A 14,464-nucleotide genomic window follows, 5' to 3' on the forward strand; every position below is an offset into this window, starting at 1 on the left:
AGCTTGTACGGGAGCAGCGAGTGGCCGAACCTACGCAGCCCAAGCCACCCACACCCGAGGCCGAACCTGCCGCGCAGGAGCGTCGGGGATTTCTCGCCAGGCTCGGCCCCGGCCTCGTTACCGGCGCAGCGGATGACGATCCCAGCGGCATCGGCACCTACAGTCAGGTCGGCGCGCAATTCGGCTATGGTCTCGCCTGGGCGTTGTTTCTCAGCACCCCGCTGATGGTCGTCATCCAGCAAATCTCCGCCGAAATCGGTCGCGTGACGGGCGCCGGCATCGCGCAGAACCTGCGCCGCCATTATCCCCGCCCGTTGCTCTTCGCGATGGTGACGCTGCTGCTGCTCGCCAATGTCGTCAATCTCGGCGCCGATCTGAGCGCGATGGGCGCGGCGCTCAAGCTGCTCGTCGGCGGCAACGCCACTTACTACACCATCGGCTTCGGCATCTTATGCGTGGTGCTCGAAATCACGTTGAGCTATCCGCGCTATGCGGCGATCCTCAAATGGACGACGCTGTCGCTGTTCGCTTATGTCGCGGTGGTGGCAGTCGCCGGCGTGCCCTGGCCGCTCGCATTGCGCTCGCTGGTCGTCCCCGGCACGCAATGGACGCAAGCCTATGCGACGTCGCTCGTCGCGATCCTGGGCACCACGATCAGTCCATATCTCTTCTTCTGGCAAGCCGCGCAGGAAATCGAGGAACAGCACCGCCGCTATGCAAAACCCCTGTGCATCGCACCGGGCGATGCGGAAGCCGAGTTCCGCCGGATCAAGACCGATACGCTCGTCGGCATGGTGTTCAGCAATCTCGTCGCGCTGTCGATCATCTTCGCGACGGCCGCGACGCTGAACGCGCATGGCATGACCGACATTGCGACCTCATCCCAAGCTGCCGAGGCACTGCGGCCGATCGCCGGGCAATTCGCCTTCGCCCTGTTCGCGCTCGGCATTATCGGCACGGGGATGCTGGCGGTACCGGTGCTGGCGGGCTCGGCGGCCTATGCCGTCACCGAGATGGTCGGCCTCGCCGGCAGCCTCAACGCCAAGCTCCACGATGCCCGGCTGTTCTACGCGACGATAGCGGTAACGACGCTGGCGGGTGCCTTGCTCGACAATATCGGCATCGATCCGGTGCGCGCGCTCTATTGGGCTGCCGTCGTCAACGGCGTGCTCGCCGTGCCGCTGATGGTGGTGATGATGCTGATCGCCCGCAACGGCCGGGCGATGGGCCGGCTGATTATCGGCTGGCGGACGACGGTGCTTGGCTGGATCGCAACGTTGGTGATGCTGGCGGCAACGGTGATTTTCTTCTGGTTTTCAGCGTAGCGACGCGCGCATGGCAATCGCCGAGCATTGGCGCTAGAGGCTGGCGCCATGCCGCGCCTCACTAAACCGCACCCCTTTTACTCGATCCACCGCCACGGACTCGTCCGCGTGGCAGCTGCCACACCACGGGGCACCGTCGCCGATCCGGCGGCGAACGCAGCCGAGACGATCGAGCTCGCCAAGCAAGCGCATGCCGTTGGCGCCGACCTGATGGTCTTTCCGGAGCTCAACCTCTCGTCCTACGCGATTGACGATCTCCACCTGCAGGCAGCGCAGCATCGTGCGACCGAGGCCGCCATCGCGTCGGTGGTGAAAGCCACCGCCAAGCTGAAGACGGTGCTGGTCGTCGGCGCCGCGCTGCCGCGCAACGGGCGGCTCTATAATTGCGCGCTTGCCATCGCGCGCGGGCGCATCCTAGGTGTGGTCCCCAAGACTTTCCTGCCCAATTATCGCGAATTCTACGAGAAGCGCTATTTCGCGAGCGGCAAGGGCTTGAGTGGCCTGAGCATCGATGTCGCCGGCGAAACCGCGCCTTTCGGCACCGACCTCATCTTCGCCGCCGGCGACCTAGGCCCCTTCATCTTCCATATCGAGATTTGCGAAGATTTCTGGTCGCCGACCCCGCCCTCGATCGACGGTGCGCTGGCGGGCGCGGTCATCCTCTGCAACCTCTCCGCCTCGCCCAGCCTGATCGGCAAGGGTCGCGCCCGCGCCTCGCTCGCCGCCGCTCAGTCCGAGCGTACGATCTCGGCCTATTTGTTCTCGGCGAGCGGCCCCGGCGAGAGTACCACCGATCTGGTGTGGGACGGCCAGAGCCTGATCCACGAGAACGGCCAGCTGCTCGCCGAATCGCAGCGCTTCCGCTGCGAGGCGAACATGATCGTCGCCGATGTCGATGCCGGTCGCTTGATCCAGGAGCGGATGCGCAACGGCACCTTTAACGACGCCGCCGCCTTTGCCGGCCATCCTGAACAGCGCTTCCGCCGCATCGCCTTCGAGCACAAGCCCGATTTCGCCGATATCGGCCTGCGCCGGAGCGTCAGTCGCTTCCCTTTCGTGCCGAGCAATCCCGAGCGGCTCGACGCCGATTGCTACGAGGCTTTCAACATCCAGGTCGAGGCGCTGCTGCAGCGGATTGCCGCGAGCGGGGTTAAACGACTGGTCATTGGCGTGTCGGGCGGGCTCGACTCGACGCATGCGCTCATCGTCGCGAGCAAGGCGATGGACCGGCTCAAGCGACCGCGCACCGACATCCTCGGCTACACCATGCCCGGTTTCGCGACGAGCGACATGACGCGCGGCAATGCCTGGCGGCTGATGCGCGCGCTCGGCGTGACCGGCGACGAAATCGATATCCGCCCGGCCGCCGAGCAGATGCTGCGCGACATCGACCATCCCGTGGCGCGCGGCGAGAAACGCTACGACATCACCTTCGAAAATGTGCAGGCGGGCCTGCGCACCGACTATCTGTTCCGCCTCGCCAATCGCCATGAAGGCATGGTCGTCGGCACGGGCGACTTGTCCGAGCTTGCCTTGGGCTGGGCCACTTATGGCGTCGGCGACCATATGAGCCATTACGGCGTCAACGCCGGCGTTCCCAAGACGCTCATCCAGTATCTCATCCGCTGGACGATTGCCTCGGACGCGTTCGATGCCGAGACCGACCATGTGCTGCAGGCGATCCTCGATACCGAGATTTCCCCGGAGCTGGTGCCAGCGGATGGCGGTGCCGTACAATCGACCGAGAGCATCATCGGGCCGTATGAGCTCCACGATTTCTTCGTGAATTTGGTCGCGCGTTGGGGGCTGGCTCCGTCAAAGGTCGCGTTCCTCGCCTGGCATGCCTGGAAAGACGCCGAAGCCAGTGAATGGCCGGCTGGCTATCCCCTAGCCGCCCGCAAGGCTTATGATTTGCCGACGATCGCCAAATGGCTGGAGGTCTTCGTCACGCGCTTCTTCGCGACCAGCCAGTTCAAACGCTCCGCCTTGCCCAATGGGCCAAAGGTATCCGCCGGCGGCGCCCTTTCGCCGCGCGGCGACTGGCGCGCACCATCGGACGGCACCGCGCAGCCTTGGCTCGATGAGTTGAAGGCGAACCTGCCGGTCTGACGAGCAAGATCAATCCTCATATTGAGTAAGACTGACCGGTCATTAACCCCGTTCAGCGACACCTCATTAGTGATGTTGGCGCATTCCGCGATGATCAATTGCGGGGAACATAGACATGACCGTCCATTGCATCGCGTATCGCAGCATTCCCGTCTTCACCGGCCCAGTCCGTGACTATCTGGTTGAGGTCGATCGCATGCTGGCGACTGCCCGCCGGCGCAACCCGGAAGTCGGTGTAACCGGCGCGCTCCTGTTCAACGAGGATTGGTTCGTCCAGATTCTGGAAGGCGATCGCAACGCAGTCTACGCGACGTATAATCGCATTGCTCAGGATGCGCGGCACGAAGGAGTTGAGCTGCTGGTCGACACGACCAATCCGGCGCGGCTTTTCCCGGAATGGTCGATGGGCTTTGTCGGCGACGCGCCCGCCATCCGCCAGCGCTTCAATCAATCACCGCTCGCGGGCAAGGATGTCGTGCTGCGCGACGAGACGATCATTGATTTCATGGTCGACATCGCGCGCGGCGAGCATCGCGCGGCCTTGGCGGCATGAACGCCTCGGTAACGCCGATCGGCAAGCGCCGCCGGTCGACGAACATCGCCAACCAGGAATTCACGATCGCGGTCAGCGATTGCCGCTTTGCTGCCGTCGAAAATCGCGATTACGTGGTGCTGGACGATATGCTGCGGCTGTGGCGGCGCAATAACATCGAGCTCAGCCTGACCGGCGCGTTGCTGCTGTGCGATGGCGCATTCGTCCATCTGCTCGAGGGGGACAGCAGCGACGTCGAGCGCATGTTCAGCCGCGTGCGCGCCGACCCGCGCCACGAAAATGTTCGCTTGCTGGAGCGGCGCCCCCTGGTGCGACGGCGCTTCGCCAACTGGCCGCTGGCTTATGTGGGACCATCGCGCTGGGTAAGCCGAGCCCTGCACGGGCATGATCTCGCCGAAATCTCGGCGGAAAATGCCGACGAAGCCGGCTATCTGATCGACTTGATCCTGAGCTTCGTTGGCGACGACCCCGGAGAGGCCACCGCGCTGTCGTTGAGCGCGTGACGAGCGGCGGTTGCAGCGGAGGAGTGGCCGCCTAAGCCGCCACCTTCTCCCGCCTCATCACTTGCGCGGCAAAGCGCTCCATTTCCTCGGCCTGCGGGCTCATCTGGAGCAGCAGCAGGTCAAGGCCAGCTGCTTCATATTCCTCGATCCGCTCGCGCAACTGCTCGGGCGTGCCGACCAGATTGGGGCGCAAGCCGCGGTTGGAGACGGCATATTCCTGGATCTTCATCTCGCGTTCGAGCTGCGTGCCCGACAGCCATTGGTCGAAATTGGCGTAACCAGCGGGCAGTTCCTTCACCTCGGTGATGCGCGCCAATTCACGCTGCGCCTCAGCCTCGCTGTCGCGGACGATGGCATAGGCAGCCATGCCATAGTGCATCGGCGGCTTGCCCAGCGCCTCGCGCCGGGCGGCCATATCGGCAATCTTGGGCGCGATCGCCTCGACGGGATCGCCGTGCATCACATAGGCATCGCATTGTTCGGCGATCAGCGCTTTCGCCGCCGGGCTCTCGCCGCCCGCGTAAGTAACGGGCTTGCGCGCCGGCTTGGGCGAGCAGACCGCGTGGTCGGTCTGGTAGAATTGCCCGGAGAAAGTGAATTCCTCCTCGCTCCACAACCCCTCAACGACCTTCAGCCATTCCGACGTGCGGGCATAGCGATCGTCATGCTGGTCGAATTGCAGGCCATAGCGCCGCGCCTCGTCCGCCCACCAGGACGACACGACGTTGAGCGCAAGGCGCCCGCCGGCGATCTGATCGATGTTCGCGGCCGCCTTGGCGAACAAAGCCGGCTGGTGGAAATTGGGGCGCACCGCGACCATCAGCTCGATCGTCTCGGTCACTGCCGCCAGCGCCGCCGCTGTCGACCACGCATCGAGCGTCGGCGCGCCGACACCCTTGATGTCATTCATGTTGAGCTCGGCGATCAGCGTCAGGTCATAGCCCCAGCGCTCGGCATTCACCGTCAAGTCACGGCTATAGGCCCAGCTCGCCGCCATGCCCTCATCGGGCACATTGCGCAGCCAGCCGCCAAACACCGGCATCCAATAGCCGAACCTCATGCAAACTCTCCCTGGCGCGCGGCGCGCGCGATTTCCTGTTCCAGATAGTCGACCAGTTGCTCATGCGGGTCCCAACCCAGCACCTCGAGCGGCTTGGCGACGAAATTCGACAATCCGTTGATATCGTAAAAACGGGGCACGTCGTCGCGATCGTCGATCATCACTTCAACCCCGCCAATATCGAGCCCGGCCGCCTGGGCGATCCGCTCGGCAGCGTCGATCAACTCGGGCGCGGGATCGGCCTTGGTCATGGTGATCGGCTTGCCGTCCGCAAGGCAGGCGTCGGCGGGGCAAAGATCGAACTGGCCGCCGCCATCGATGTCGATCGCGTAGAGATAACGGCCCGCCAGCGTCTCGATACGGGTGATGCGGCCACCGCGCGCCGGCACATATTCCTGGACCAGCAGCACGCCGTCGATGCTGGTCGGCAGGAATTTGTCGGCGACCGCGAGCGCGAGTTCCTCCGCCGTTTCGTAGCGCATGATGCCCGCGCCGGCGCCGCCGATATTGGCTTTGACCACGATCGGGAAGCGCAGCTCTTGCGCCGCGCCGGGAATATCCTCGGCGCGATGCACCACGCGTGTTGCCGGCACCGCCAACCCCAGCGCAGCGATCAACGCCAGCTGTCGCGCCTTGTTGGCATCGACCGCGAGCACATCGGCCCCGTTGATGACCCGCGCGCCCTGCCCCGCCCAATGCGCGAACAAGGCCGGCGCGTAGAAAATCGCATGCTCGGCCGAGCGCAGGAAGCTCGACATCGCCAGCCGGTTGAACACCACCGGCGCTGGCGGCGGCGATCCGGCGGGATCGAAGCTGTGGCCGGCAATGGGCAAGCGGATATAATCGATACCGCGCCGGTCGAGTGCCGCGAACAGCGGTTCAAACCATTGCGGGTGCTCATAGAAAATAGCTAGATCGGGCATTGGCGCTCATTCGTAGGACGAAGCGCGTTGGTTACGCGCAAGCCCCGGCGCTGTGAAGGGGCTTGCGCATCATCGCACCAAAGCTGGCCATTCCCAGCCTCCCACCGCCCCATGTTCCGCGAGCGCCTTGCGGCGCGCCGATCAGAGTTTCTTACTGATCGACGCGCGCAGGGTGCCGGTGCGGGTATTTTGGGCGCCGCTGAAGTCCATTTCGATGTCGAACGCCCAGCCATTGCCGAACCCGAACCGCGAGCCCAGGCCCAGCTGATACTGGTCGCGGGTCCAGCCGATCGGGTTGAGCGCGTAGAACGCCGGGCCCGAGACATCGGCATAATCGAGCGCCTGGATCGAACCGTCCTGGAACTCATGCCGCCACTCGCCGCGCAGGCGCGGGGTCGCGGTGATCCCGCCCCAGGTTGCGGTGTAGCTGATCTTGCCGCCGAGCACGCTCGTCACCGATACCAGCGAGCGCGACAGGAAGCGCAGATTATACCGATCGGCGCCGGTTTCCGCATAAGGGTTGAGCGTCCCGTCGATCCACTCCAGGCGGCCATAGCCCGACCAGTCGATCACCTTCGACGTGCGATCGATGCCGAGTGCTGCCGCGCCGAACCACATATTGCCCGAGCGGCTGCCGAGTGCGGTCAACCCGTTCTCGCGCACCAGTCGCCGGGTCGCGAAGTCGAGGCTGCCATAGCCCACCGTCACGTCGAGGAACGTGTCGGGGAACGGCGACACGCTGCCATAAGCCGCGACCACTGTGCTCTGCGTGCGGACATGCCCCGTATCGCCACCGATCTTGTTGGTCTCGGCGCCATAGCCGCCGCCGATACCGACGGTCGCATTGGGCGCGAGCTTGACGTCGATGCCCGATGACAGACCGGCGGTGCTGATCGTGATCTTGTCGCGACCGGTTTCACGGTCCCGCGTGCCGATCCCGATCGAGCCGCCCGACCAGATCACCAGCGAGCCGACCTGCCGCTCGCCATTGCCGCCGCCATCAGCCTTGGCACCCAGCGCGGGGGCATTGCCCACCGTGCCGCCCGCACCGCGCTGGCCGATGCCGCCGCGCGCACCCAGGCCCGAGCCGGAGCCTGTGCCGCTGCCGGCAAAGCCCTGCGACGGATCGTCATCGCTGATGCCCAGCGTGCTGACGCCGCCACCGCCCAGCCCGCGGCCGAACCGCAAGCCATCACCCTGTGGACCCCGCCAGCTGATGCCATTGTCGTTGCGGTCAGCCAGCGCGCGCGGATCGTTGCTCGGGAAGCGCTGGTTATTGGCAAGCTCGACCCGGCCGCCATTGAGCGAGACAAGCTGGATGCCCTGGACATTATGCGCACTGCCGCCGCCATGGTGGAGCGCTTCGGCGCGGCGCATGAAGTTCTGGATCTGCGCGCGCGCCAGATCGCGCGCCGCTTCCGCCTGGGCATCGCTGATCGCCTGGATGTCCGGGTTGAGCGTCGGATCGGGCCGCGCCGTCACCGTCACCGTCACCGTTGCCGGCTGCGACGCACCGAACTGGTTGCTGACCGTATAGGTCACCACCACCGTGCCGCTGTAATGCGCCGCCGGCGTGACGGTCAGATGGTAGAGATGGTTGCCCACCGCCCCGCTCTCGACCAGCTGCGCGGTCGCCTGGCCCGACGGCGTCACCGATACGATCGCCGCTGTCGTGAACGGCCCGTCGGTCGCGCCCGCCGTTAGGTCGACATCGACGCCCTGGTTGTCGCCGGTATTGGCCGTCTTGGGCTGGATCGTCGGCGGACGGCCGGTCACCGTGATCGTAACGGTCGCCGGCGCCGAGGTGCCGCCCGGCCCCACCGCGACGAACTGGAAGGTGTCACGGCCATAAAAGCCCGCATTGGCGCGGTAGGTCGCGGTGATCCGCGGCACTGCCTGGCTCGTCTGCGTCCCCGGCACAGCGCCGGTCGGCAGATTAAGCGTCACCGTGCCATTCGTCGGCGGCGTGCTGATCTGGATCGTCCCATATACACCCGTCACCAACGACGACAGGTCAACATCAACACTCCCACCGCCAACAACCGTCGCCGACGAGGTCAACGTCGTGCTCGTCGGCTGCGCAACCGGCGCGGGCGGGGTTGCGACCGTCAACGACACCGTCGCTGTGCCCGAGATCCCGCCTGGGCCGGTTGCCGTGTAGGTGAAGCTGTCCGCCCCGAAGTAATTGGCGGCCGGCGTATAGGTGACGGTCGAGCCGCTGATCGTTGCCGTGCCATGCGCGGGTGCCGTGCCGATCGCGATCGACGCATAGACGCCGCTCACATTGCCCGACAGATCGATCGCCGTGCCGGTGCTGTTATACCCGATGCTGACGCCGGTCCTGTCGCTCGCCGTCGGCGCTGGCGGCGTCGCCACCGTTAGGCTGACCGTCGCCGTGTTCGACGTGCCGCCGGTGCCCGACGCGCTATAGGTGAAGCTATCGGTGCCATAATAGCCGGCGGTCGGCGTGTAGGTCACCACATCGCCCGCGATTGCCGTGGTGCCGTGCTGCGGCGCTGTCCCCACGGCAATGCTGCTATGTGGTCCACCGGTGATCGAGCCCGAGAGATCGATCGCCGTGCCGGCGCTGTTATACGCAACCGTAACGCCCGTCTTGTCCGCCGCAATCGGCGTGTCGATGAAGGTGAAGTTTACCCCGCCCGGCGAGGTCTGGCCATTGACCGTGGCCGTCACCGACACCGTGCCCGATCCGGCCGAGGGCGCGGTTACGGTGAGCGTCGTCGCGGTGGCTGCGGTCACCGTCGCCGTCGTGCTGCCGAAGCGCACGATGTTGTTGGCGACGGTGGTGTCGAAGCCGGTACCGGTCAGCGTTACCGTCTGGCTGGGACGGCCCGAAGTCGGGTTGATCGCGGTCACCGTCGGCAGCACCGCAACGCTGCTGCTGCTCACACCCGGTGTTGCCGGATAGCCGGTCGGCGTGAAGCCGCTGAGCGTGAAGCCCGACAAACTGCCAGCGGTCGTGCCTGTATAGTTGAACGTGATCGTGCAGCCACCCGACGGCACCGTCACATTGGTAAGCTGAATCGTGGTTTGCGTCGGGATGCTGGCCGAGCCCACGGCACAGGTCCCCCCGGGGGCGCCGATGACGCGGGTTAGGTTGCTCGGTGAAGTGAGCAGCGTCGAGAACAGCGGTGCGGTCGATGCGTTGCCGTTGGTGAAGCTGATCGTCACAGTGCCGGTGGCGCCGGCGTTGAGCGGGTTCGCGGCGAAGCTGACCGATGCGCCGATCGCTTGCGCCGCGCCGACCGCAAAGCTCTGCTGCAGTTGCGGCGCAGCGTTCCAGTTGCCGTCACCCGCCTGGTTGGCATCGATCCGGCAGGTCCCGGTCGAGGTGAACGTCACCGTGCTGCCCGACAGCGAACAGCCGGTGCTGGCACCATCCAGCGTGAAGGCCACGGTCAGCCCCGAAGTCGCGGTCGCCGTGACGGTATAGCTTGCGCCGCCAACCGCCGCACTGGCAGGCGCGGTCGAGGTAAAGCTGATTGTCTGGTCGCCCTTGTTCGTCGATACCGAATAGGCTTGCGAGCCGGTATACGGGCCAGTGCCGGTCGAACTGTCTGTTGCCGTCACCGTGAAATTGTAGCTCCCCTGCGCCGTCGGTGCGCCCGTTAGCACCCCTGCGGTCGAGAGTGTCAGACCTGCCGGCAGCGCGCCGCTGGTTACCCGGTAGCTAAAGGGCGCGGTGCCACCGGACGCCGTGAACGTCTGGTTCACCGCCGTGCCGACCGCGAGGCTCGTCGCCAGCGTCGATGGCGCTACAACGATCGTCGGTGCGTTGACCGTCAGCGAATAGGCCTGCGCGCCAGCAAAATGATTGCCGTCGGTCGCGGTAATGGTGAAGTTGAACGTACCCCCTGCGGTCGGCGTGCCCGACACGGTGCCGCTGCTCGACAGCGACATGCCTGCCGGCAATGCGCCGGCCGTGATCGAATAGCTATAGCTCCCATTGCCGCCGCTCGCGCTAACCGTCTGGCTGGTCGCGACCCCGACGGTCGCCGCCGTCAGCGACGCCGGCGAAAGCGCGATCGTCGGCGCCGATACCGTCAGGTTGAACGTCTTGCTGCTCGATTGCGACGCGGCATCGGTTGCGGTGACCGTGAAGACGGTGCTCGTGAACGTCACCGTCGGCGTGCCGGACAGCACCCCGGTGGACGTGTTGAAGCTCAGCCCGGTAGGCAACGAACCGCCCGACAACGCATAGCTCACGCTGCCATAGCCGCCGGTCGAAGTAACCGGGGTCACCGACAAGTTGGTGCCCGCAACGCCCGTCACTGACGCAATCGCCTGAGTGGTCGAGGGCCCGGCGACATAGCTGTAGTGGTCAGCCGCTGTGATCGCGCTCGATCCGCTCGGCGTCGTCACCACCACATCGACCGTTCCCGTCCCGCTCGGCGCGGTCACGGTGATCGAGGTTGCGGTGTTGGCGGTGAGCCCCGTCGCAGCCGTGCCGCCAAACGTCACGCCGGTCGCGCCGGACAAAGCCGTGCCGGTGATCGTCACCGACGTGTTGCCATTGCCGGGCCCGGACGTCGGCGAAACCGAGGTAACCGTCGGCGCAAAATCGTCATTGACGATCGTGCCGGTGCCGGACCCGCTGGCCGTCGCGCCACTCACGTTGCTGACGTTCACCGTGAAGGTCTTGTCGGGCTCGACGATCGTGTTGCCAACGACCAAGACCGAGAATGTATAGCTGCTCTGCCCGGCAGGGATCGTCTGCGCGGTCAGGGATTTGGCGATATAGTCGTTGTGAGCCGTCGTCGCGGTGCCGTCTGCAGTCGCGATGTCGAAGGTCACGCCGCCAGCGCCAGCCGGCGTGCTGAGCGACACGGTAAAATCAAAGCTCGTCGTACCCGAATTACCCTCGTTGTGCGACACGTTGCTGATCGACAGCGTCGGGGGAGTGACTGACAATGTCACTTGGCTTCCACCGACACCCGTCAGACTCAGCGCTTGACCATTCGCGCCCGCCGCAGAGGCGGCCGATGGGGTGTAGTTATAAGTGCCAGGCGATTGCCCGCTCGGTATATTGATGACGATCGTGCAGCTGCTGTTGGCATTGATTGTCGCGCCGGCGACGTTGAATGGACCGCTAAACCCGACGGGGCTGCAGGTACCCGAGCCCAGAGAAATGCCAGTCAGGCCATTCAGCATCCCAGCAAACGTCACCGTATTGAGGGGCACGGTATTTGCTGACGGGTTGGTAATCGTCACGGTAAGCGTAGTCGACTGAGCCGTCGTGATAGAACTGGCACCAAATGCAGCCGAAACGGTCGGCGGCGCGACCACATATTGCGAGATCGTGCTCGACGTCGATCCGGCATAGCCGCTCGTCCCGGAATAGACCGCACTGATCGAATAGGTGCCCGCGGTGGCGAAAGACGTCGTGCAGGTCGCGGTGCCCCCGGTCACCGATTGCGTGGCGCAGGTCGAAATGTTGGTACCGCCGCTACGGAACGCGACCGTGCCACCGGTCGGGCTGCCCGAAATCGTCGCGGTGAAGGTCACAGAGCCGCTGACGGCCTGGGTCGCCTGGCCCGAGCTAACCGTCGTGGTGGTCGTGGCGGTGATCGAATCGCTATCCGTCGCCGAATTGTTGCTCGAATTGTTGTCAGTCACTCCGGACGGTGCCGTGACGGTCGCCGTGTTGGACAAGGTGCCCGTCGCCGATGACGAGATCTGCGCCGCGACCGTAAACGTCACCGAACCACCGCTCGGCAGATTGACGGACTCGTTGATATTGCCGGTGCCTGACGCATTACAAGTTCCGCCGCCCGCACCGACGCATGTCCATGATGCCGAGCTGATCGAGCCCGGCAGCGTATCGGCGACGGTGGCGCCCGATGCGTTGCTCGGCCCGCTGTTCGACGCGGTGATGGTGTAGGTTGTTGATCCACCAGCACTGACCGAGGTGACGCCGTCCGTCTTGGTGATGGCAAGATCGGCAACGCGGTTGACCGTCAGCGTCGCTGCCGTTGTCGTCGCGCTGTTGGCACTGTTGGTGAAGACCGCGCGGTATTGATAGTTGTTTTGCGAATAGCTGACGCTGTTCAACGTCAGTGTCGTTGATGTCGCGCCGCTAATATCAGTGAAGGTCGAGCCGCCATTGGTGGATTGCTGCCACTGCACCGTCGGCGTCGGCGAGCCCGAAGCAGCCGCCGTGAACGTCGCGGTCGATCCCTCATTGACCGACTGGTTGGTCGGATTAGTGGTGACCGTCGGCGCTGCGATATTGGTCACGCTGAAGTTGGCCGACGCAGAACCCGATGTCGCCGAGACATTGTAGCTCCCCCCCGTCCCGTTGGCGGTAAAGGTGCTGGCGGTCGCAACGCCCGAGCCGTTGGCGGTCACCGTCTGGCTGTTCGTGCCACCCGTCGCGAACGTACCGCTCGCGCCGGACGCGGGCGCCGTGAACGTAACCGACGTGCTTGGGATCGCCACGCCGCCGGCATCCTTCACGGTCACCTGGAAGGGCATGGTAAAGGCGGTATTGATATTGGCCGACTGGTTATTGCCGGCATTGATGGTGACAGACGCGGCCACCTGATTGACCGTCGTCGGGCTGGACGCGCTGGCGGTTGCAGAGGCTCCCCCGCCTGACAATATGACGCTCGGCGTCAGCGATGTCGCCGCATTGGCCGCAATCGCGGTGATGAGCGTTAGTGGTGGTCCTGGGTTGCTCGGCCCGAAAGTATAGATCGTGCCGCATCGGAATGTGTTGTTGCCGACTGTTCCGTTACACGTCCAGCCCGTGCCGCTGAAACTGCTGAACGTCATGCCGGGCGGCAGCGTGAAATCGGCGAACACGTCTGCCGAAGTGTTGGTAGTCGTCGCGCTCGGGGTGATCGTGTAGGCGAGCGTCTGGCCCTGCGTGCCGTTGCCGCTGTGCGTCATGGTGACGCCGAGGACGGGAGCGTACGGGTTACACGTTGCCGACAGGACTTTGATGGTCCCGCTTGAGGGGGTGACATACCCAGCCTGGAGTATAATTATTCCATACTGGCCATTAGTGTAATCTGCATTATCGTTCGCATCAACAGTATGGCTGATAGTATGAATGGTCGACGAAGTCGATTGGTCATTGCCATTAGGATTGTCTGTGGAGTATGTAGTACTTTCCGCAAAATTTACGCTTCCCGAAGAGCTTCAGAGATCGAAACTTAGACTTAACGAGCCATGACCCGCCGTAACTTGATACGTTACGGTGTACGTATCGCCTATTGTGAAGGGGCCTGTAGCGTTTATCTGCGCCGCACTAAAAGTTGGAACGTCATAATTTCCAATTATATTAGGAACCGTCGAGTTAGCCGTATCTAATGTGTGGTTATTGAAATTTGTGCAGGTTGCCGATGCCATCGCAGCTGACGGCGCGACCATCATCCCGCCAAAAGCGATGGCCGCGACGGCCGAGACGAGCGGACGACGCGTCGGCAGCCGGGAGACAAACCAATTGAGGCTGGAGCGTACGCCCCCGGCCGAAGTTGGCTGCGCCAAGCCTTCGATCGCATTGCGGCTCGGCCGCACAAAGGAAGTGCTCATATCCGGATGGTCGGCGCTCGCGCATGTCGGCAAGCCGCCGCGCGAAGACCCACCAAATGGCAGGCGTCGCAAAGAAAAATGCCGAACCAACCGAGAAACGATGCGCCCCATTAATACCCCCCAAGGCGATCCGCGCGACTCACCCTTGCAGCAGCGGTAGCGCCTATGCGAGTAATCCGTAAACCCGTTTCAGTCGACCAAGCGCTCAAATCCGTTTCGTTATGACCCGGAAGGACACAAAGCCGAAGGAATATTTCCACGCCAGCGGTCAGGTGACATCCTACTGAAATATTAACACCAAACCGGTGTAAAATTCGGCGCGCCGAGCAGATCATTGCTTGCCTGTCTCGACCGATTTCGGCCACTTTGTCTACGCCGCAGCGTATTCCGCGGTGACACAAGCGAGTCGGCGCCGCATGTATCGGTCCGCTTCG

8 protein-coding genes are annotated in these 14,464 nt (G+C 64.2%); 5 read left to right on the forward strand and 3 right to left on the reverse strand.

Going from position 1 to position 14,464, the window contains the following annotated elements; genetic code table 11:
- Positions 1-20: 20 nt before the first annotated feature.
- From ACLB0R_RS09540 to ACLB0R_RS09555, 4 genes are all read left to right on the forward strand, one after another.
- A complete protein-coding gene (locus tag ACLB0R_RS09540) occupies positions 21-1,325 on the forward strand; it encodes an NRAMP family divalent metal transporter (RefSeq protein ID WP_416643914.1) in 1,305 nt (434 codons plus the stop codon).
- A gap of 48 nt (positions 1,326-1,373) precedes the next feature.
- Complete coding sequence (locus tag ACLB0R_RS09545; RefSeq protein ID WP_416643913.1) at positions 1,374-3,434, forward strand: NAD(+) synthase; 2,061 nt, start codon at positions 1,374-1,376, stop codon at positions 3,432-3,434.
- A 115-nt stretch (positions 3,435-3,549) separates the two neighbouring features.
- Positions 3,550-3,987, forward strand: coding sequence for a BLUF domain-containing protein (locus ACLB0R_RS09550; protein WP_416643912.1), 438 nt, complete (start codon positions 3,550-3,552; stop codon positions 3,985-3,987).
- Positions 3,984-4,490: a BLUF domain-containing protein gene (locus tag ACLB0R_RS09555; RefSeq protein ID WP_416643911.1), complete on the forward strand. Its 507-nt coding sequence runs from the start codon at positions 3,984-3,986 to the stop codon at positions 4,488-4,490. Before ACLB0R_RS09550 ends, ACLB0R_RS09555 begins: the two co-directional genes overlap by 4 nt.
- A gap of 31 nt (positions 4,491-4,521) precedes the next feature.
- Here ACLB0R_RS09555 and ACLB0R_RS09560 read toward each other — a convergent pair whose 3' ends face one another.
- The 3 genes from ACLB0R_RS09560 to ACLB0R_RS09570 all read right to left on the reverse strand — a co-directional run bounded on the left by ACLB0R_RS09560 (position 4,522) and on the right by ACLB0R_RS09570 (position 13,385).
- On the reverse strand, positions 4,522-5,550 hold the full coding sequence (locus tag ACLB0R_RS09560; protein WP_416643910.1) for an LLM class flavin-dependent oxidoreductase: 1,029 nt from the start codon (positions 5,548-5,550) through the stop codon (positions 4,522-4,524).
- Positions 5,547-6,473: an ATP-grasp domain-containing protein gene (locus ACLB0R_RS09565; RefSeq protein ID WP_416643909.1), complete on the reverse strand. Its 927-nt coding sequence runs from the start codon at positions 6,471-6,473 to the stop codon at positions 5,547-5,549. Before ACLB0R_RS09565 ends, ACLB0R_RS09560 begins: the two co-directional genes overlap by 4 nt.
- A 141-nt stretch (positions 6,474-6,614) precedes the next feature.
- The gene (locus ACLB0R_RS09570) at positions 6,615-13,385 is read right to left on the reverse strand and encodes a putative Ig domain-containing protein (protein WP_416643908.1); all 6,771 of its coding nucleotides are present in this window, start codon (positions 13,383-13,385) and stop codon (positions 6,615-6,617) included.
- 433 nt (positions 13,386-13,818) lie between these two features.
- On the opposite strand from ACLB0R_RS09570, the gene ACLB0R_RS09575 reads away from it, so the two are divergent.
- Entirely contained in the window at positions 13,819-14,190 is a 372-nt protein-coding gene (locus ACLB0R_RS09575; RefSeq protein WP_416643907.1) for a hypothetical protein, read from the forward strand.
- Positions 14,191-14,464: the final 274 nt, after the last annotated feature.

It is taken from the genome of Sphingomonas sp. GlSt437 (assembly GCF_048015635.2).
Taxonomy (GTDB): domain Bacteria; phylum Pseudomonadota; class Alphaproteobacteria; order Sphingomonadales; family Sphingomonadaceae; genus Sphingomonas.

Bases quoted from the DNA above. Each gene is read 5' to 3' on its own strand.
- ACLB0R_RS09545 (WP_416643913.1), top strand. From the start codon at position 1,374: ATGCCGCGCCTCACTAAACCGCACCCCTTTTACTCGATCCACCGCCAC.
- ACLB0R_RS09550 (WP_416643912.1), top strand. From the start codon at position 3,550: ATGACCGTCCATTGCATCGCGTATCGCAGCATTCCCGTCTTCACCGGC.
- ACLB0R_RS09555 (WP_416643911.1), top strand. From the start codon at position 3,984: ATGAACGCCTCGGTAACGCCGATCGGCAAGCGCCGCCGGTCGACGAAC.
- ACLB0R_RS09560 (WP_416643910.1), bottom strand. From the start codon at position 5,550: ATGAGGTTCGGCTATTGGATGCCGGTGTTTGGCGGCTGGCTGCGCAAT.
- ACLB0R_RS09565 (WP_416643909.1), bottom strand. From the start codon at position 6,473: ATGCCCGATCTAGCTATTTTCTATGAGCACCCGCAATGGTTTGAACCG.
- ACLB0R_RS09570 (WP_416643908.1), bottom strand. From the start codon at position 13,385: ATGACGCACAGCGGCAACGGCACGCAGGGCCAGACGCTCGCCTACACG.